The organism is Bacteroidales bacterium (assembly GCA_035342335.1).
GTDB lineage: Bacteria > Bacteroidota > Bacteroidia > Bacteroidales > JAGONC01 > JAGONC01.
Genome location: DAOQWY010000007.1, coordinates 1 through 20,048 on the forward strand (window position 1 = coordinate 1; position 20,048 = coordinate 20,048).

Sequence of the window (20,048 nt, forward strand, 5' to 3'; positions counted from 1 at the left end):
GACGTTTCTGTCGGGCAACAAGCAGTTTCTCATGCTCAACGAACAGAGCGGCTGGAATCATATTTACCGTTATGATCTGATGAAAGGGGAGGTAATCAATCCCATTACATCAGGGAATTACGATGTGACTGATTTTTATGGAGTTGATGAGGTCAACGGGCTCGTATATTTCCAGGCTGCAAAAGAGTCTCCGCTGCGGAGGGAAGTTTATATGGCCGGATTGGATGGTTCGGGGCTGAAAAAGCTTTCCGTTACGGATGGTGTCAACAGGGCAGCTTTCAGCAGGGGATTTCGTTATTTCATAAATTCGCATACCAGTTCCGGTTCGCCGTTGACTGTCACCCTCCACACTGCAGACGGAGAGCGGATCCGGGTGATAGAAGACAACAAGGTATTAACGGACAGGCTTGCAGGGTATTCATTCCGGTACAGGGAGTATTTCACGTTCACGACCAGAGACGGAGTGAACCTGAATGGGTGGATGATCCGGCCGCCGGATTTTGACCCGAAGAAGAAATACCCTGTCCTGATGGTTCAGTATTCCGGTCCCGGATCACAGGAGGTGCTGGACGAATGGGATTTCGGGTGGCACCAGTACCTTGCGCAGGAAGGAATCATCATTACCTGCGTGGATGGAAGGGGTACGGGCTGCCGCGGCGAGGCCTTCGGTAAAATGACCTACCTTCAGCTTGGAAAATACGAAACCCTCGACCAGGTGGAAGCTGCGAAATACCTTGGCACATTGCCGTACGTGGATCCATCCCGCATCGGGATCTGGGGGTGGAGCTACGGTGGGTTCATCACGCTGTCCTGCCTAACGCAGGGAGAGCCTGTCTTTAAAGCGGGTATTGCCGTCGCTCCCGTTTCCAACTGGAAGTATTATGATAACATCTATACAGAGCGATTTATGCGCAAACCCCAGGACAACCCGCAGGGGTACGACGAAAATGCACCTGCATCACGGGCCGAAAAGCTTTCGGGAAATCTGCTGATCATCCACGGCACTGCCGACGACAATGTGCACGTACAGAATACCCTTGAGTTTTGCGAGGCCCTTGTCCAGGCCGGCAAAACCTTCGATATGATGCTTTACACCAACCGAAATCACGGCATCTACGGCGGGAATACACGGCATCACCTGTACCGGAAGATGACACAGTTTTTGGAAGAAAACCTGTAAGCTGCAAGCTGCAAGTCGAAGCGAAGCGAAGACCCCGCCGAAAGACGGGGCTGCATGCAATTGCAAAATCCTGCTTGTCAATAGTCATCTGCTGTCGACTTCCAGGATTTTTTATTTTGTAGTTTCAAAAACATTATGTACTTTTGCGGCCCTGATTAGGAATAGAGTCATTTAATCATCATTAATCAAAGAAAGAGAGCGTATTTTTTATGATCATTGTACCTGTTAAGGAAGGTGAAAGCATCGACCGGGCGTTAAAGAAACTGAAACGGAAATTTGAGAAGACCGGCGTGGTGAAAGAATTGCGTGAGCGGCAGAAATTTACGAAACCATCCATTATCAAGCGTCAGGAAAGGTTGAAAGCCATCTTCATTCAGCAGTTGCAACAGCAACAGGATTAAAACGGGATCAGGCATCCCGGAGGGGTGCTAATTTTTTTCGGAAGAAATTTTGTTTTTACAACATTTTGTGATAATTTTAGCGTTATCTAAATGTTGAGACAAAATTTCTTTTTTTTTTGATGTTGCGGGCGAGATTCATTGATTATATACGGTACGAGAAACGATATTCTCATCATACAGTCATAGCATACCAGACCGATCTTGATCAGTTTTATTCCTATTTGCAAGCCCAGTATGGATTGGATGACATCCTGCAGGTGGATCATCAGATGATCCGCTCCTGGATGGTCAGTTTGATGGATGTTCACGTTAATCCCCGGTCGATCAACAGGAAGCTGAGCACCTTACGATCCTATTACAAGTTTTTGCTCAGGGAGGGGGTGGTGGACGTGAATCCCCTTACGAAGGTGATTTCGCCTAAAAATCCTCACAGGTTGCCTGTTTTTGTGGAAAAGGAAAAAATGGAAACGTTGTTTGATGCTAATGATTTCGGAGAGGGATTTGCGGGGATGAGAAACCGGTTGGTGCTGGAGTTGCTTTATGCGACGGGGATGCGTTTGTCGGAGATGATCCATCTGAGGGTTGCCGATGTCGACTTCGACCGGTCACAGATCAAAGTGCTGGGGAAGCGTAACAAGGAGCGGATCATACCCGTCACGTCGCAGGTAGAAGTATTGTTAAGGCAATATGTGGACTTGCGTAAAATCCAGGAGGGGAAGATCAGGGAAGTTCCTTACCTGCTGGTTACCGACAAAGGCAGGAAGTGTTATCCGAAATTCATTTACAGGCTTGTCGTCAGGCATCTGGATTTGGTCACGACCCTTGGTAAGAAAAGCCCGCATGTTCTACGACACACCTTTGCGACCCATCTGCTCAACGAGGGGGCCGACCTGAACGCGGTGAAGGAGTTGCTGGGCCATGCCAATCTCTCTGCGACGCAGATCTACACACACAATACGATTGAAAAGCTTAAGAAGATCTATAACCAGGCTCATCCAAGAGCCTAAAAAAAGGAGGTAGCTTATGAACGTTAACATTCAATCTGTTCATTTCAAAACCGATCGTAAACTCGAAGTTTTCATCAATGAACGAATTACCAAATTGTCGGGAATCTTTGACGGTGTAATCTCCGGAGAAGTGACGTTACGGCTGGATAATTCGGAAACGCCTGAGAATAAGATCACGGAGATCCGGTTGCTCATACCGGGAAATGATCTCTTTGCCAGAAAGCAGTGTAAAACTTTTGAAGAAGCGACCGACATTGCGGTGGAAGCGTTGAGGAGACAGTTGAAGAAGCATAAGGAAAAAGTGCGCGGCAGGTAACAGATCGATTGGACAAACGTCTAAAAATTACATTTTTCTTTGTTTGTTAGATGAATTGTTCATAAATTTGCAGTCCTTTTTAGAAGGGCTGCTTTTTTTATTGATTTTTTTCTTAATTTTGCGCGCTAAAAAATCGATTAGCCGATGTAGCTCAGCTGGTAGAGCAGCTGATTTGTAATCAGCCGGTCGGCGGTCCGAGTCCGTCCATCGGCTCACTCACACCCACACGCACACTGACACGCACACCCACCTCGGGGAGATACCAGAGCGGTCAAATGGGGCAGACTGTAAATCTGTTGGCAGCGCCTTCGGAGGTTCGAATCCTCCTCTCCCCACACTCACACGCACACCCACACGCACGCCCGTCTCGCGGAAATAGCTCATTTGGCAGAGCGACAGCCTTCCAAGCTGTAGGTAGCGGGTTCGAGCCCCGTTTTCCGCTCAAGACAACGCCGATGTAGCTCAGATGGTAGAGCACGTCCTTGGTAAGGACGGGGTCACGGGTTCAAATCCCGTCATTGGCTCAGGATCGGAAGAAGAAACTTAATCACTAAACCTTAAATTTAATATTTTTTAATCATGGCAAAAGAAAAATTTGCGCGTACCAAACCTCACGTGAATATCGGAACCATCGGTCACATTGACCATGGCAAAACGACCCTTACCGCTGCTATAACGCTGAATTTGCAGGATAAGGGACTGGCTGTTTTCAAATCCTTCGATGAAATTGACAATGCACCGGAAGAAAAGGAAAGAGGGATCACCATCAATACAGCTCATGTGGAGTACCAAACCGAAAACAGACACTACGCCCACGTTGACTGCCCGGGTCATGCCGACTATGTGAAGAACATGGTTACTGGTGCTGCACAAATGGATGGTGCCATCCTGGTTGTGGCGGCCACCGACGGTCCCATGCCCCAGACGCGTGAACATATCCTTCTGGCCCGCCAGGTGGGTGTCCCGCGCATCGTCGTCTTCATGAGCAAAGTGGACATGGTCGACGATGAGGAGCTGCTGGACCTGGTGGAAATGGAAGTGAGGGACCTGCTTACCTTCTACGAATATGACGGCGACAACACCCCGGTGATCCGCGGATCTGCCCTCGGTGCCCTGAACAAAGAACCCAAATGGGTTGAGAAGATATGGGAACTGATGGACGCCTGCGATACCTGGGTGCCCCTGCCACAGCGCGACAAGGAAAAACCATTTCTGATGCCCATCGAGGACGTTTTCTCCATCACCGGCCGCGGCACAGTCGCCACCGGCAGGATCGAAACCGGAATCATCAAGGTGAATGAACCCGTTGAAATCATTGGAATGGGAGCTGAAAAACTCAAATCTGTCGTTACCGGTGTGGAAATGTTCCGTAAGATACTCGACGAAGGTGAAGCCGGAGATAACGCCGGATTGCTCCTGAGAGGGATTGATAAGGATGAGATCCGCCGTGGCATGGTGGTTGCAAAACCCGGATCCGTCACACCCCATAAACATTTCATGGGCCAGGTGTACATTCTTAAAAAAGAAGAGGGAGGCCGCCATACTCCGTTCCATAACAGGTACCGTCCTCAGTTTTTCTTCAGAACGACCGACGTGACCGGTGAAATAATCTTGCCGGAAGGTGTTGAAATGATCATGCCCGGCGATAACCTGACCATTGAAGTGAAGCTGATCGCTGACATCGCCATGAGCAAAGGCCTTCGTTTTGCCATACGCGAAGGGGGCCGTACTGTTGGCGCAGGCCAGGTAACAGATATCATTGAATAACCTGGATTTGCAAATAATTAACACTGCAGAGCCGTTCCCCGGCCACGGGGAACTACTCTGTTTGACGGATAATCTGAACGGGTGTAGCTCAATTGGCAGAGTAGTGGTCTCCAAAACCATTGGCTGTAGGTTCGAGTCCTACCACCCGTGCAAATAATAACGAAAAAATGGCACGGTTTAAAATCAAAGAATACGCGAAGGAAAGCTACGATGAACTGATGCATAAAGTATCCTGGCCTACCTTTAAAGAACTGCAGGGCAGTGCTCTGGTCGTATTTGTCGCTTCCCTGATTATTGCTCTGGTTGTTTTCCTTATGGATATTTCCTTCGAAAACATCCTCAAACAGATCTATAAGCTCTTTTAACCTTTTGCCAGTACAAGAAACTTAGCGACCATTGATTCAACATCAGGGATTCTTTATGAGTGAACAGGAAAAAAAATGGTATGTGATCAGGGCGATCAGCGGGAATGAGAAAAAAGTGAAGCAGTATATCGAAAGCGAAATCAACCGTTTGAAATTACAGGATTATATTGCCCAGGTACTGATTCCTACTGAGAAAGTGTACCAGGTCAGAAAAGGCAAGAAGATCAGCAAGGAAAGGAACTATTTCCCGGGATATGTGCTGGTCGAAGCTGCCCTGGTCGGAGAAGTCCCCCACGTTCTCCGCAATGTGCCGGGAGTTCTCGGTTTTCTTGGAACCAAAGGTGAACCCCACCCGCTCCGGCCCGCAGAAGTGAAACGTATCTTAGGTAAGGTGGATGAACTTTCTGAAATGGGTGAGGAAATGAGCGTGCCGTTCATCATCGGCGAAACCGTGACCGTCATCGATGGACCATTCAACAGTTTCAGCGGAATCATCGAAGAGATCAACGAGGAAAAGAAAAAACTCAAGGTGATGGTCAAGATCTTCGGCCGAAAAACACCGCTGGAACTTGGATTTATGCAGGTTGAAAAAGAACAGTAACTTAATCTTTCTATACGTTTATGGCCAAAGAAGTCAGTGGAATCATTAAACTCCAAATCAAAGGTGGTGCAGCCAATCCTTCACCCCCGGTGGGACCGGCACTGGGTTCCAAAGGAGTCAACATCATGGAGTTTTGCAAACAATTCAATGCCCGTACACAGGATAAGGCCGGTAAGCTCTTGCCTGTCGTCATCACCGTGTTCAGGGACAAGTCATTCAATTTTATTGTCAAATCCCCTCCGGTTGCCGTACAATTAATGGAAGCCAGCAAAGCACAAAAGGGATCGGCAGAGCCAAACCGCAATAAAATTGCTACGGTTACCTGGGAACAGGTCAAAACCATCGCTGAAGATAAAATGGGTGACCTGAACGCTTTTACACTGGAATCGGCCATGAAAATGGTGGCCGGCTCCGCCAGAAGCATGGGCATCGAAGTGAAGGGGACACCACCCCTCACCCTGAATGAATAGACGCAAGACAACCTTAACACGAAAAGGCTATGGTACAAGTAACGAAGAACCGAAAAATAGCAGCTGGCAAGTACGATAAAAAAGTCGTATTCCCCCTTCAGGATGCAGCAAAGGTCATTAAAGAAATTACAACCACGAAGTTTGATGCATCGGTCGATATCGACGTCCGCCTGGGAGTCGATCCCAGAAAAGCCAATCAGATGGTGCGCGGAACAGTGACCCTTCCCTATGGGACAGGCAAAACCAAGCGCGTACTGGTCCTTTGCACTCCCGATAAGGAAGACGAAGCAGCAGAGGCCGGGGCAGATTATGTCGGACTGGATGATTATATCAAAAAGATCGAAGGGGGATGGACCGATATCGACGTCGTGATCACCATGCCCACGGTAATGGCCAAGGTTGGAAAACTGGGTAAAATACTCGGTCCCAGAGGCCTGATGCCCAACCCCAAATCCGGTACGGTAACCATGGACATCGGAAAAGCAGTTCAGGAAGTCAAGGCCGGCAAGATCGACTTTAAAGTGGACAAGTACGGGATCATCCACGCTGCCATCGGTAAGGTCACCTTCACCGATGATATGCTGGCCGACAATGCCCGGGAACTCATCCAAACCATCGTAAAACTGAAACCACCAGCAGCAAAGGGTACGTATATAAAAAGCATATATATGTCGAGTACAATGAGCCCAAGCGTGAAAGTGGACCAGAAATCCGTAACGATATAACACGACACCAGGTACGATAAAGAAAAAAGGAATCATTTACCATGACAACTGCTGAGAAAAACCAACTGATCGATGTTCTTGCCGAACAACTCAGGGCGAATAATACCATCTATCTGACCGATATCTCCGATCTCAATTCCGTTAAATCATCCGATCTGAGAAGACTCTGTTTCAAAAGGAATGTTAAACTGATGGTCGTCAAAAACACCTTGCTCCGGAAAGCAATGGAAAAGGTTGACAAAGACTTCAGTGAACTGTATCCCATCCTTCAGGGTCCCACCTCACTGATGATCTCTGAAGCCGGGAATGTACCTGCAAAACTGATCAGGGAATTCAGAAGGGATAGCAACCGCCCGATCCTGAAAGGAGCTTTCATCGAAGAAATGGTTTTCATCGGTGATGGTCAGCTTGATTTTCTGGAAGTTCTCAAGACGAAGAATGAATTGATCGGCGATGTGATCTTTATGCTCCAGTCGCCGGTGCGGAATGTCATCAGTGCCTTGCAGTCGCCCTCACACAAGCTGGCAGGCATCCTTGAGACCCTGTCGGAACGCTGATTATGAATATCCTAGCTATACTATAACTGTTACGCCGTATTTAAAAGTTAAGGAATAATTAAAATTGAATAAAATGGCAGATTTAAAAGTGTTTGCAGAGCAATTGGTCAATTTGACCGTAAAGGAGGTCAACGAACTGGCCCAGATCCTCAAGGAGCAATATGGCATTGAGCCGGCCGCAGCCGCAGCCGTGGTTGCAGCTCCCGGAGCATCCGGCGCTGTTGCAGCAGCCCCCGCTGAGGAAGAAAAAACCAGCTTTGATGTGGTGATCAAACACCCCGGCCAATCCAAACTGGCAGTGGTGAAACTGGTAAAGGAATTGACAAGTCTTGGGCTGAAGGAAGCGAAAGAACTTGTGGACGCATCTCCGAAAGCAATTAAGGAAGGCGTTACCAGGGATGAAGCTGAAGCCCTCAAAAAACAATTGGAAGAGGCCGGTGCCGAGGTTGAAATTAAGTAGGACAAACTATACTGTTGACATAATTGAGGGTCAGGCTCCTTCCTGGTTTTAAAGAAGGGTCTGCCTCTCATATTATACACGATATTTTTTCCACGTAATTAATAACCTCAACCTGTCAGAAAGCAGGTCTAAAAACCTAACACTTTGGCCCTAGAAAATATCCAACGAGTTAATTTCGGTACAGCAAAACTCATAGCGGAGTATCCCGACTTTCTTGATGTTCAGTTGAAGTCCTTCAGGGACTTTTTCCAGCTGGAAACCAATCCGGAGGACAGGGTTGGGGAGGGCCTGTACAAGGTCTTTGCCGAGAATTTCCCCATCACAGATTCCAGGAATAATTTTGTACTGGAGTTCCTGGATTATTTTATCGATCCTCCACGTTATTCCCTTGATGAATGCATTGAGCGGGGGCTGACCTACAGTGTCCCGCTGAAGGCCAAGCTGAAGCTTTACTGTACGGATCCCGAACACGAGGACTTTGAAACGATCATCCAGGATGTTTACCTGGGGATGATCCCTTACATGACTCCAAAAGGAACGTTCATCATCAATGGAGCGGAACGTGTTGTGGTCTCTCAGCTGCACAGATCGCCAGGCGTCTTTTTCGGGACAAGCTATCATGCCAACGGGCAACAGTTGTTTTCGGCCAGAATCATTCCCTTCAAGGGATCGTGGATGGAATTCACGACGGACATCAACAATGTGATGTATGCTTACATCGACCGGAAAAAGAAGCTTCCGGTCACGACCTTGCTCCGGGCCATCGGCTATGAGACGGATAAGGACATCCTGGAGATCTTCGATCTTGCACAGGAGATCAAAGTCAGCCGGACCGCCATGAAAAAGTACATCGGGCGCCGGCTCGCTGCAAGGGTCGTCAGAGCCTGGATCGAGGATTTTGTGGACGAGGATACGGGGGAGGTGGTCTCCATTGAACGAACCGAAGTGATCATAGAACGGGAAACCGTGCTGGAGAATAAGCACGTTGACCAGATCATCGATGCCGGGATCAAAACCATTCTGCTGCATAAGGAAGAGAACGAGTCCATCGACTTTTCCATCATTTTCAATACCTTGCAGAAAGATACCGCCAACTCCGAGAAGGAAGCGGTGGAATTCATTTACCGCCAGTTGCGGAATGCGGAACCTCCGGATGAAGAGACGGCACGCGGTATCATTGAGAAACTGTTTTTCAGCGACAAGCGATACGACCTGGGAGATGTGGGAAGGTACCGCATCAATAAGAAACTCAAACTCAACACTCCATTGGAGGTCAAGGTGCTTACCCGGGAAGACATTATTTCCATCATCAAGTACCTGATCGAACTGGCCAATTCCAAAACTGAGGTTGACGATATTGATCACCTGAGCAACCGTCGTGTCAGAACCGTTGGAGAACAGCTTTACAACCAGTTTGGAGTCGGGCTTGCCCGTATGGCGAGAACCATCCGGGAACGGATGAACGTTCGGGATAATGAGGTGTTCACACCTACTGACCTGATCAATGCCAAGACCCTCTCGTCGGTCATCAACTCCTTTTTCGGCACAAACCAGCTCTCGCAATTCATGGATCAGACCAATCCTCTGTCAGAGCTCACGCACAAGCGAAGAGTTTCAGCACTGGGACCCGGGGGGTTATCGCGTGAACGTGCCGGATTTGAAGTACGTGATGTCCATTACACGCATTACGGACGGCTGTGTACCATCGAAACACCGGAAGGCCCGAATATCGGACTGATCTCATCACTGTGCGTCTATGCAAAGATCAATCATCTCGGTTTCATCGAAACTCCTTACCGCCGTGTCATCAAGGGCAAGGTGATGATCGATGAACCACCTGTGTACCTTACCGCGGAGGAGGAAGAAAGCATCAATATAGCCCATGCCAGCGCTGCGCTTGATCCCAATGGGAATTTCAAGGAGGAAAAGATCAAGGCACGTTACCTTGCTGATTATCCCTATCTCGATAATCAGAAAGTCGGCATGATCGATGTAGCCACCAACCAGATCGCATCCATCGCGGCCTCCCTGATACCGTTCCTGGAACACGATGACGCCAACAGGGCCCTGATGGGATCCAACATGATGCGCCAGGCAGTTCCGTTGCTCAATCCTGAGGTCGCTCTTGTCGGCACTGGCATTGAAGAACAGGTCGCACGCGACAGCAGGACACTTATCCACGCAGAGGGAGATGGCTCGGTAGAATACGTCGATGCACGGGAGATCCTGATCCGCTACAACAGAGCGGAACAGGAACGCCTGACAAGCTTTGATGATGACATTAAGCGGTACCAGCTGACCAAGTTCACCAGAACCAACCAGAATACCTGTGTAAATCTCAGACCCATTGTCAGCAAAGGAGAGAAAGTGACCAAAGGGCAGGTGCTCTGCGAAGGATATGCGACAAGGAGCGGTGAACTGGCCCTGGGTCGCAACCTGATGGTTGCCTTCATGCCCTGGAAAGGCTATAATTTTGAAGATGCCATCGTGGTCTCTGAACGGATCGTCAAAGAGGATATCTTTACCTCTGTTCACATTGAAGAATTTACCCTGGAAGTCAGGGACACCAAGCGGGGGATCGAGGAACTGACAAGCGACATACCCAATGTGAGCTCCGAGGCCACAAAAGACCTGGATGAAAACGGACTCATCCGCATCGGCGCTGAAGTGAAGGAAGGAGATATCCTGATCGGGAAGATCACGCCGAAGGGAGAAAGTGATCCCACACCTGAGGAAAAATTGCTCAGGGCAATCTTCGGCGATAAAGCCGGTGATGTCAAAGATGCATCGCTTAAAGCTCCTCCCTCCATGCAGGGCGTCGTCGTTGAGAAGAAATTATTTTCCAGGGTGATCAAAGACCGCAAGGCCCGAACAAAGGAGAAAGATGACCTGGTGAAGCTGGAAAAGGACTTCAAAAAGGATGCAGATGCCCTGAAAGCCAAGTTGATGGACAAACTGACCCTTCTGCTCAGTGGCAAGTCATCCAACGGAGTCTATAATAAATTTAAAGAGGAGATCATTCCCAAGAAGGCAAAGTTCTCCCAGAAAGTCCTTTCCGAAATTGATTATTCAACCATCAACCCCAACAAATGGACAGCTGAAAAAGAAACCAGCGACCTGGTCAAACAGCTGCTGAACAATTACAACATTCATCACCGTGAGATCCTGGGCCGGTTTAACCGTATGAAGTTTGTTGCCACTGTCGGCGATGAACTTCCCAACGGGATCGTACAGATGGCAAAGGTCTATGTGGCTAAAAAGAGGAAGCTGAAAGTCGGCGACAAGATGGCCGGACGACACGGGAACAAGGGTATTGTGGCCAAGATCGTTCGGGAAGAGGATATGCCTTTTCTGGAGGACGGAACCCCTGTTGATATCGTACTGAATCCGCTGGGTGTGCCTTCCCGGATGAACCTGGGTCAAATCTACGAAACCGTATTGGGCTGGGCGGGTCATAAACTTGGCAAGTATTACTCAACGCCTATTTTCGATGGAGCCAGCATTGATCAGATCAACGCGTACATGCGTGAGGCGGGGCTTCCTGAAAATGGCAGGGTGTACCTTTATGACGGCGGAACGGGTGAGCGTTTCAAGCAACCGGCCACTGTCGGATACATCTATATGCTTAAACTGCATCATATGGTCGATGATAAGATGCATTCCCGTTCCATCGGTCCTTACTCGCTGATCACCCAGCAACCTCTCGGCGGAAAAGCCCAGTTCGGAGGTCAGCGTTTCGGGGAAATGGAAGTCTGGGCACTCGAAGCTTTTGGTGCGTCCAGTATCCTGCAGGAAATCCTGACCGTCAAATCCGACGATGTGCAGGGGAGAGCCAGGGCTTATGAAGCGATCGTCAAAGGGGAAAACATGCCCCGGCCCGGCGTCCCGGAATCGTTCAACGTGCTGGTCCACGAACTGAGAGGTCTCGGACTGAACGTGACTTTTGAATAATACCATCATAGGGACCATCGGGTGAATACCCTGATCTTTATCCCTTAACGTCATTTATTTTCGTCAAATTAATAAAATCAAATGGCTTTCAGAAAAGATACCTTGATCAACAGTAGCTTCGATACCATTACGATCAGCCTGGCTTCTCCGGAGATGATCCTGGAACGTTCCAGCGGGGAAGTCCTGAAGCCCGAAACCATTAACTACCGCACGTACAAACCCGAGCGGGACGGATTGTTCTGTGAAAGGATCTTTGGCCCGGTCAAGGACTGGGAGTGCCACTGCGGGAAATATAAACGGATTCGTTATAAAGGAATTGTCTGCGACCGCTGCGGCGTGGAAGTAACTGAAAAAAAGGTCAGAAGGGAACGCATGGGACATATCCAGCTGGTCGTTCCCGTTGCCCATATCTGGTTTTTCAGATCACTGCCCAACAAAATCGGTGCTCTGCTCGGGCTATCCACAAAGAAACTGGATACGATCATTTATTATGAGCGCTACGTGGTCATTAATCCGGGCATTAAAGCCCGTGACGGCCTGAATTACCTGGATTTCCTGACCGAAGAGGAATATTTTGAGATCATCGAAAACCTTCCCTCCGATAATCAATACCTTGATGATTCACATCCGGACAAGTTCGTGGCAAAAATGGGTGCCGAGGCCCTGTATGACCTGCTTGCCCACCTTGATCTGGATAAAACATCCTACGAATTGCGGCACAAAGCCAACACCGAATCATCGCAGCAGCGAAAGCTGGAAGCGTTGAAACGGCTTCAGGTCTATGAATCGTTCCGCGAGGCGAACAAAAAGATAGAGAACCGACCTGAATGGATGATCGTCAAGGTCGTACCGGTGATCCCACCGGAACTGAGGCCCCTTGTGCCTTTGGATGGAGGACGATTCGCCACCTCCGACCTGAATGATCTTTATCGCCGGGTGATCATCCGGAATAACCGCCTGAAACGGTTGATTGAGATCAAAGCTCCTGATGTGATCATGCGTAATGAGAAACGTATGCTCCAGGAAGCAGTGGATTCACTTTTCGATAACTCAAGGAAGGTGAATGCTGTGAAGACGGAATCCAACCGGCCACTGAAGTCCTTGTCGGATAGCCTGAAAGGAAAACAAGGGCGTTTTCGCCAGAACCTGCTGGGTAAACGTGTCGACTACTCGGGCCGTTCAGTGATTGTCGTCGGACCCGAACTGAAGCTTAATGAATGCGGGCTGCCCAAGGAAATGGCATCCGAGCTTTTCAAGCCGTTCATTATCCGTAAGATGCTTGAGCGGGGAATTGTAAAAACCGTTAAATCGGCCAAAAAAATCGTTGACCGTAAAGATCCGGTCGTGTGGGATATTCTTGAAAACATACTCAAGGGTCATCCTGTGATGCTGAACCGTGCACCCACACTTCACCGTCTGGGTATCCAGGCCTTTCAGCCCAAATTGATCGAAGGTAAGGCGATTCAGCTGCACCCCCTGGCCTGTACGGCATTTAATGCCGACTTTGACGGCGACCAGATGGCTGTCCATGTCCCGCTTGGGAACGCCGCCATCCTGGAAGCCCAGCTGCTGATGCTGGCCTCGCACAATATCCTTAACCCGGCCAACGGAGCACCCATTGCCGTTCCATCCCAGGACATGGTTCTCGGGCTTTATTATCTGACAAAAGGCCGCCGTAGCATCACGGAAAACCCTGCCAGAGGAGAAGGGTCGGTATTTTACTCACCTGAGGAAGTGATCATAGCCTATAACGAAGGAAAAACGGACCTTCACTCCTTCATCAAGGTCAGGTTGAAAATGACGGAGAATGGGCAGGAAGTCTATAAGCTCACCGAGACCACGACGGGCCGCGTCATCTTTAACCAGGTCGTGCCCGAAGAGTACGGATACATTAATGAAGAACTGACCAAAAAATCGCTCAGGGACATCATCGGGAATATCATGCGCAAGACCGGGACCGCGGCCACTGCGAAATTCCTTGACGACATCAAGGATCTTGGATTTGAAATGTCATTCAAGGGAGGACTTTCATTTAACCTTGCCGATGTCATTGTTCCGGCTATCAAGGAAAAACTGATCGAGAATGCCAACACCGAAGTGGAAGAGGTTGTCAATGATTATTCCTTTGGATTTATCACCAACAACGAGCGGTATAACAAGATCATCGATATTTGGACACATACAAACTCTCAGCTTACACAGGAGCTGATCAAACAACTGTCGCAGGACCGTCAGGGATTTAATCCGGTATTTATGATGCTTGACTCCGGTGCCAGGGGCTCCAAGGAACAGATCCGGCAGCTTTCGGGCATGAGGGGATTGATGGCCAAACCGCAAAAATCGGGAGCCACAGGAGGAGAGATCATTGAAAACCCGATCCTTTCGAATTTCAAGGAAGGATTATCGGTTCTGGAATATTTTATTTCCACCCATGGTGCGCGTAAGGGTCTTGCGGATACAGCCCTTAAGACTGCTGATGCCGGTTACCTCACCCGGCGCCTGGTCGATGTGGCACAGGATGTTGTCATTACGGAGGAAGACTGCGGAACCCTCAGGGGACTGACCATCACCGCCCTGAAGAAAAACGAGGAGATCGTCGAAAAGCTTTTTGACCGGATCCTGGGAAGGGTATCCCTGCACGATGTCTATCATCCTCAGACAGGAGAGATCATCGTTGGAGCAGGAGAGGAGATCACGGAAGTCATTGCCCGTCAGATTGACACCTCGCCGATAGAAGGTGTGGAGATCCGGTCTGTGCTTACCTGTGAAGCGAAAAGGGGTGTCTGTACCAGGTGTTACGGGCGTAACCTTGCCACAGGCAGGCTGGTTCAGAAAGGTGAGGCCGTTGGAGTCATTGCTGCTCAATCGATCGGTGAACCGGGCACCCAGCTCACCCTGCGTACGTTCCACGTGGGTGGTACGGCCTCCAATATCGCCATCATTTCCAAGATCGAAGCGAAATATGATGGCATACTGGAAATCGAAGAGCTTCGTGCCGTGGATTACACGGATAAAGAGGAAAATGCGTACCAGATGGTGGTGGGTCGTTCTGCTGAAATGCGGATCATTGACAAAAATACCAACATCGTCCTGTCGTCCAGCAATATTCCTTACGGAGCTAAACTGTACTTCAGAAACGGAGATAAGGTTAAAAAAGGTGACCTGATCAGTGAATGGGATCCCTGGAATGCCGTTATCCTCTCGGAAGTGAGCGGCAAAGTTGTGTTTGAAAGCATCATCGAAGGGATCACCTACCGCATTGAATCCGATGAACAAACAGGGTATTATGAGAAAGTGATCATTGAGTCGCGTTTGAAAACCAAGAATCCATCCATCAGAATTGTTGGCAAGACAGGCGAGGAGCTCAGGGCCTATGACATTCCTGTTGGCTCTCACATTCAAGTTGAAGATACTGCTGACATCAAGGCTGGGGATGTCCTGGTGAAGATCCCCAGGTCCTTTGGTAAGGCCGGGGATATTACCGGTGGATTGCCCAGGGTGACCGAACTTTTTGAAGCCCGTAACCCCTCCGATCCGGCCATCGTTGCTGAAATTGACGGCGTGGTATCGCTGGCCAAGAAGCTTAAAAGAGGCAACCGCGAAGTGGTGATTACTTCAAAGACGGGTGAGGAAAAGCATTACCTCATTCCAACCTCCAAGCAGATCCTTGCTCAGGAGAATGACTATGTAAAAGCCGGAACGCCTCTCTCCGAGGGTGCAATGACTCCATCCGACATTCTTGCCATCAAGGGCCCCATGAAGGTTCAGGAGTATATTGTCAATGAGATCCAGGAAGTTTACCGGCTTCAGGGTGTCAAGATCAATGATAAACACTTCGAAGTCATTGTCCGTCAGATGATGCGCAAGGTTGAAGTGGCCGATCCCGGCGATACCAAGTTCCTGGAAGGGGAACTGGTCAGCAAAAACGAATTTCAGGATGAGAACGACTGGATCTTCGGTAAAAAAATCGTGGTGGATTCGGGTGATTCATTGAGTTTCCGGTCAGGGCAGATTGTCAGCGCGCGGAAATTGAGGGATGAGAATTCTTTACTGAAACGGAAGGATAAACGGCTTGTCGAAGCCAGGGATTCCCAGCCTGCCACGGCCAAGCAGGTGCTTCAGGGGATAACAAGGGCTTCGCTGCAGACAAAAAGCTGGATCTCGGCCGCATCTTTCCAGGAAACTACAAAAGTGCTCACCGAAGCAGCTATCCGGGCCAAGACAGATGATCTGGAAGGTCTGAAGGAAAACGTGATCATAGGCCATTTGATCCCTGCCGGCACAGGCCTCAGGGAATATGAGAACCTGATCGTGGGAAGCAAGGAAGAATATGAAACACTGATGGCCTCAAAAGAAGATGTTACCGTAACCGAATAAATTTTTACCCAATGGAAGAACAAAAAAAGATGGGTCAGATCAATATTGAACTAAGTGATGAAGTCGCCGAAGGAATCTATTCCAACCTGGCCATCATTACCCATTCACAGTCTGAATTTATAGTGGATTTTGTCAAGATGATGCCCGGAGTGCCCAAAGCCAAGGTCAAATCAAGGATCATTCTGACACCTCAGCACGCAAAACGGCTCTACCGTGCACTAAAGGAAAATATTACCAAGTACGAAGCCGTTCACGGTACGATCAAGGAACCTGTTGGGGAACCCATTCCTCCCTTCTCGCTGGGAGGACCATCCGCGCAGGCATAAAAAAAAGAGGGTGTCCGTTTGGTGACACCCTCTTTTTTTACCGGGACTTATCCGGTCCCTCCGGAATAGCCGGGATCTCTTTGTAATGCTTCAGCTCCTCTTTGATCACTTCAATGGCCTTGTTCAACTGGTCGTCGATGCCGTCATACTCCCTTGCCGGATCATTGTCCACAAAAATATCCGGCTCAACGCCAATCCCCTCAATGATCCATTTGCTATCATCCGCCGAGTAGGAGGCAAATTCCGGCTTTCGCAAATCGCCTCCGTCAATGAATGGAAGAGAACCCCGGATGCCAACCACGCCTCCCCAGGTTCTTTTCCCGATCAGTTTGCCCAGCTGGTGCTTTTTAAATGCATACGGGAAGAGATCACCGTCGGATGCCGAATATTCATTGATCAGCATCACCAGGGGGCCACGCATCATCTGACGTGGAGTCTGTGTGGGTACCGTTACATTCCGTGCCATATTCGAGCGGGTTATCTCGCGGCTCAATCGTTCGATGATCATGGGCGAAACATTCCCGCCTCCGTTGCCACGATCATCAATGATCAACGCTTTCTTGTCAAGCTGAGGATAGAAGTACTTCACAAATTCATTCAAGCCTTCGGGCCCCATGTCGGGAATGTGTATATACCCCACTTCTCCATTGGTGGCCTCACTGACCTTTCGGATATTTTCCTGCACCCATTCATAATAGTACAAAGAAGATTCATCGCGAACCGGAACCACGATCACATCACGGCTTCCTTCGCCGGAGATGGTTTTACCCACTGTCAGCTCCACTTGTTTACCCGCCGTACCCAGCAGGGATTCATAGATGTCGTTCATTGAAGTGGTTGGAATTCCATTGACTGCAAGGATATAATCCCCTTCGTTCACATTTACACCGACCTCTGTCAGCGGGGAACGCAGGTTCTCGCTCCAATTCTGACCTTTCAGGATATGGTCCACCCGAAAGCAGCCGGAAGGATCCCGGGATATTTTCGCACCCAGCAGGCCCATGGGGATCCGGTCAGGCTGGGGTTTATCGCCGCCGCCGACGTAGGCATGACCAATGCTGAGTTCGCTGACCATCTCTCCGATCAGGTAATTCAGATCATTCCGGTTATTGACATAGGGCAGCATCACACCATATTTTTCTTTCATCGCCTCCCAGTCGACCCCATGCATATTGGCCACATAAAAGAAATCCCTCATCTGCCGCCAGCTTTCCGTGAAGATCTGGTTCCACTCTGCCTTGAAGTCGACCATTGCCTTCATGCTGGAAAGATCAAGTGGCTTATCTGTTTTGACCGGTCCGGAGGGCAGGTCGGTGATATAATAAGAGGAACCTTTGCTCAGGAGTATTTTTTTCCCGTCAAAGGAAATCTCAAATCCTCCTTCAAAATTCAAATCAGTCTCTTTTTTTTCTTTCAGGTTAAAGAGTTTAATGCTGCGACCGCCTTTTGAAGAGGAGTAATAGTAGTAGATCTTGTCGCCAACACTCCGGATGCCTCCATAGTTCCCGGAGGGGACAGGCAGGCCGATCACGCGCTGGTTTATCCCTTCAAGGTCCACCACCACTCTACCGGGTTCTTTTTTGTCTTTTTCATCCGTGGCCGGTTTTGCCTCTTCCTTACTGGCTGGTTCTTCAGATTTCACCGCCACTTCATCATTCACCGGGGCAAAAGGGGAGGGGGTGTCTTTTGCCAGGGTGATCATATAGATCCCTTCCATATCCTGGTAGGCGTAGTTCCATTCCACCTGGCTGTAGGTGGGACTGAAGTCCCTGTCGGAGACAAAGAAAAGGTACTTGCCGTTTTCGCTGAAGGCCGGGCTGGAACTACCATACCAATCATCGGTCACATCGTATGCCTGATTGGCTTCCAGGTCATACAAGCACAGGGTATTCATGCCTGTGGTTCTTGGCCTGCAGAAAGCTATCCACTTGCTGTCGGGTGACCAGACATAACCATAATATTCGCCTACGGAGGATTGCTCCACTTCTGTGATCTTGCGGGATGAAACATCCACATACTGCAGGCGAAGCTTTTTATCCGACCACATCAGCTTTTTGCTGTCAGGTGACCAGGAAAGGGAATATTTATAGGTATCACCATTCGTAGTCAGCGCTAAAGGTGCCTCACTTCCGTCCTGTTTGATGATATGGATCTCATCCTCGCCGGATTGATCGGAAATGTAGGCTATATAGCTACCATCAGGTGACCACTGGGGATTTCTGTCGTGAACACCTGAAGATTTCGTAAGGTTGCGGGTGATCCCATTTTCGGCCGGAACTGTCCAGATCTCTCCGCGGGCCCAGAACAATGCCCTTTTGCCATCCGGGGAGATTTCATAGGAAATGATGTTCTTTGAAGCATCAACCAGCTCATTCCTGCCTGCAAGAAAGTCATCTGCAATTTTGACGGGAATGTTTGCAACCTGTTCATTGGCCAGGTCAAGGTAGAAAAGGTAGCCGCCTTTTTCGAAGACGATGGCCTGATCCCCCAGGGAGGGGAATTTTATGTCGTAATCGGTAAAGTTGGTTACTTTTCTTGTTTGACCTGTTGTTATGTCATAGGCAAAAAGATTCATGGTCCTGTCACGGTCGGAGAGGAAATAGATCTTGTTTTTATGCCACATCGGGATGATGTCCTGTGCGTCGTTGCTGGTAATGTTGGTGGTAGTGCGCGTTTGAAAGTCATAGATCCAGATGTCGTCAGCCATACCTCCCTTGTAATATTTCCAGGTGCGGAATTCACGAAACACCCTGTTGTAGGCCATCTTCTTTCCATCTTCCGAATAGGAGCAAAATCCGCCCCGGGGAAGTGGAAGCTCGGAGGATAGTCCACCTTCACTGCTTACCTTGAAAAGTTGTCCGGTGAAATCATTGAATGTTTGTTTGCGTGACCGGTAGATAATGTTCTTACCGTCGGGTGTCCACGTCATGACAATGTTGTTCGGTCCCATTCTGTCGGAGATATCATCCCGGCTCAGCGTGGCCGTGTAGGTCAGCCTGACCGGTACACCTCCTTCGGAGGGCATCAGGTACGCCTCCGTGTTCCCATCGTATTGTGCCGTAAAAGCCAGCTTGCTGCCATCCGGTGAAAAACGCGGGAACATTTCATAACCTTCGTGGTTGGTCAGCTTTCTGGCCACGCCTCCTGTTTTCGAAACGGTGTAAAGGTCGCCCCCATAGGAAAAAACGACCTGATCGCCGTGGATTGCAGGAAACCGCATCAAACGGGTGTCATTCTGCGCTCCCAGGTATAAAACGCTGACCAGCAGTACCGAAATCGTAAAAATTACTTGTTTCATCATGCCTGTTTTGTTGATTTATTAGTTTCCGAAATTACAAAAGTTTGTTCAGTCATCGAATAATATGCCATTTTATCTAATGAATTGGCCATAAGAATGTTAAATTTTCCTATCCGAACCGCGCCGGACCCAAGTGTTGAATAGCGGACACTCACGTGTGCATAAGTGAACAGGATGCACAGGGCATGTTCTTTTTATTCTTTTACATCCTCTGGATAATACGTATTTTTGTTGAACGTTAATCTTT

General features: G+C 49.0%; 15 protein-coding genes and 5 tRNA genes. 19 read left to right on the forward strand and 1 reads right to left on the reverse strand.

All coding sequences use genetic code 11. From position 1 onward, the window contains the following. The 19 genes from PKI34_05095 to PKI34_05185 all read left to right on the forward strand — a co-directional run. Positions 1–1,180 (forward strand): prolyl oligopeptidase family serine peptidase (locus PKI34_05095; GenBank protein ID HNS17181.1); only part of this gene is annotated, 1,180 nt, incomplete at its 5' end. Positions 1,181–1,389: 209 nt separating this feature from the next. Further along, positions 1,390–1,581, forward strand: coding sequence for a 30S ribosomal protein S21 (rpsU, locus tag PKI34_05100; GenBank protein HNS17182.1), 192 nt, complete (start codon positions 1,390–1,392; stop codon positions 1,579–1,581). Between the two features lie 119 nt (positions 1,582–1,700). Beyond that, complete coding sequence (locus PKI34_05105; GenBank protein HNS17183.1) at positions 1,701–2,588, forward strand: tyrosine-type recombinase/integrase; 888 nt, start codon at positions 1,701–1,703, stop codon at positions 2,586–2,588. Between the two features lie 16 nt (positions 2,589–2,604). Further along, positions 2,605–2,904, forward strand: a complete 300-nt coding sequence (raiA, locus tag PKI34_05110; protein ID HNS17184.1) for a ribosome-associated translation inhibitor RaiA — start codon at positions 2,605–2,607, stop codon at positions 2,902–2,904. Between the two features lie 140 nt (positions 2,905–3,044). Further along, positions 3,045–3,117 (forward strand) — tRNA-Thr (locus PKI34_05115). 40 nt (positions 3,118–3,157) lie between these two features. Further along, positions 3,158–3,239, forward strand: a tRNA-Tyr gene (locus PKI34_05120). 34 nt (positions 3,240–3,273) lie between these two features. Then, positions 3,274–3,346, forward strand: a tRNA-Gly gene (locus PKI34_05125). 9 nt (positions 3,347–3,355) lie between these two features. Beyond that, positions 3,356–3,428, forward strand: a tRNA-Thr gene (locus tag PKI34_05130). Positions 3,429–3,483: 55 nt separating this feature from the next. Beyond that, a complete protein-coding gene (gene tuf, locus PKI34_05135) occupies positions 3,484–4,671 on the forward strand; it encodes an elongation factor Tu (GenBank protein HNS17185.1) in 1,188 nt (395 codons plus the stop codon). A gap of 77 nt (positions 4,672–4,748) precedes the next feature. Beyond that, a tRNA-Trp gene (locus tag PKI34_05140) sits at positions 4,749–4,821 on the forward strand. 17 nt (positions 4,822–4,838) lie between these two features. After that, positions 4,839–5,036 carry a preprotein translocase subunit SecE gene (secE, locus tag PKI34_05145; GenBank protein HNS17186.1) on the forward strand — a complete coding sequence of 66 codons (198 nt, stop codon included), beginning with the start codon at positions 4,839–4,841 and terminating at the stop codon, positions 5,034–5,036. A gap of 55 nt (positions 5,037–5,091) precedes the next feature. Then, the gene (gene nusG / locus PKI34_05150; protein HNS17187.1) at positions 5,092–5,637 is read left to right on the forward strand and encodes a transcription termination/antitermination protein NusG; all 546 of its coding nucleotides are present in this window, start codon (positions 5,092–5,094) and stop codon (positions 5,635–5,637) included. 20 nt (positions 5,638–5,657) lie between these two features. Further along, positions 5,658–6,107: a 50S ribosomal protein L11 gene (rplK, locus tag PKI34_05155; protein HNS17188.1), complete on the forward strand. Its 450-nt coding sequence runs from the start codon at positions 5,658–5,660 to the stop codon at positions 6,105–6,107. Positions 6,108–6,136: 29 nt separating this feature from the next. Next, positions 6,137–6,832, forward strand: a complete 696-nt coding sequence (gene rplA, locus PKI34_05160) for a 50S ribosomal protein L1 (protein ID HNS17189.1) — start codon at positions 6,137–6,139, stop codon at positions 6,830–6,832. Positions 6,833–6,873: 41 nt separating this feature from the next. Next, positions 6,874–7,389, forward strand: a complete 516-nt coding sequence (rplJ, locus tag PKI34_05165; protein HNS17190.1) for a 50S ribosomal protein L10 — start codon at positions 6,874–6,876, stop codon at positions 7,387–7,389. A 73-nt stretch (positions 7,390–7,462) separates the two neighbouring features. Continuing rightward, the gene (gene rplL, locus PKI34_05170; protein ID HNS17191.1) at positions 7,463–7,849 is read left to right on the forward strand and encodes a 50S ribosomal protein L7/L12; all 387 of its coding nucleotides are present in this window, start codon (positions 7,463–7,465) and stop codon (positions 7,847–7,849) included. Between the two features lie 144 nt (positions 7,850–7,993). Next, positions 7,994–11,800, forward strand: coding sequence for a DNA-directed RNA polymerase subunit beta (gene rpoB / locus PKI34_05175; protein HNS17192.1), 3,807 nt, complete (start codon positions 7,994–7,996; stop codon positions 11,798–11,800). An 81-nt stretch (positions 11,801–11,881) separates the two neighbouring features. Then, positions 11,882–16,177, forward strand: a complete 4,296-nt coding sequence (gene rpoC / locus PKI34_05180; protein HNS17193.1) for a DNA-directed RNA polymerase subunit beta' — start codon at positions 11,882–11,884, stop codon at positions 16,175–16,177. 11 nt (positions 16,178–16,188) lie between these two features. Beyond that, on the forward strand, positions 16,189–16,503 hold the full coding sequence (locus PKI34_05185) for a DUF3467 domain-containing protein (GenBank protein ID HNS17194.1): 315 nt from the start codon (positions 16,189–16,191) through the stop codon (positions 16,501–16,503). A gap of 37 nt (positions 16,504–16,540) precedes the next feature. Here PKI34_05185 and PKI34_05190 read toward each other — a convergent pair whose 3' ends face one another. After that, on the reverse strand, positions 16,541–19,804 hold the full coding sequence (locus PKI34_05190; GenBank protein ID HNS17195.1) for a PDZ domain-containing protein: 3,264 nt from the start codon (positions 19,802–19,804) through the stop codon (positions 16,541–16,543). Between the last annotated feature and the right edge of the window lie 244 nt (positions 19,805–20,048).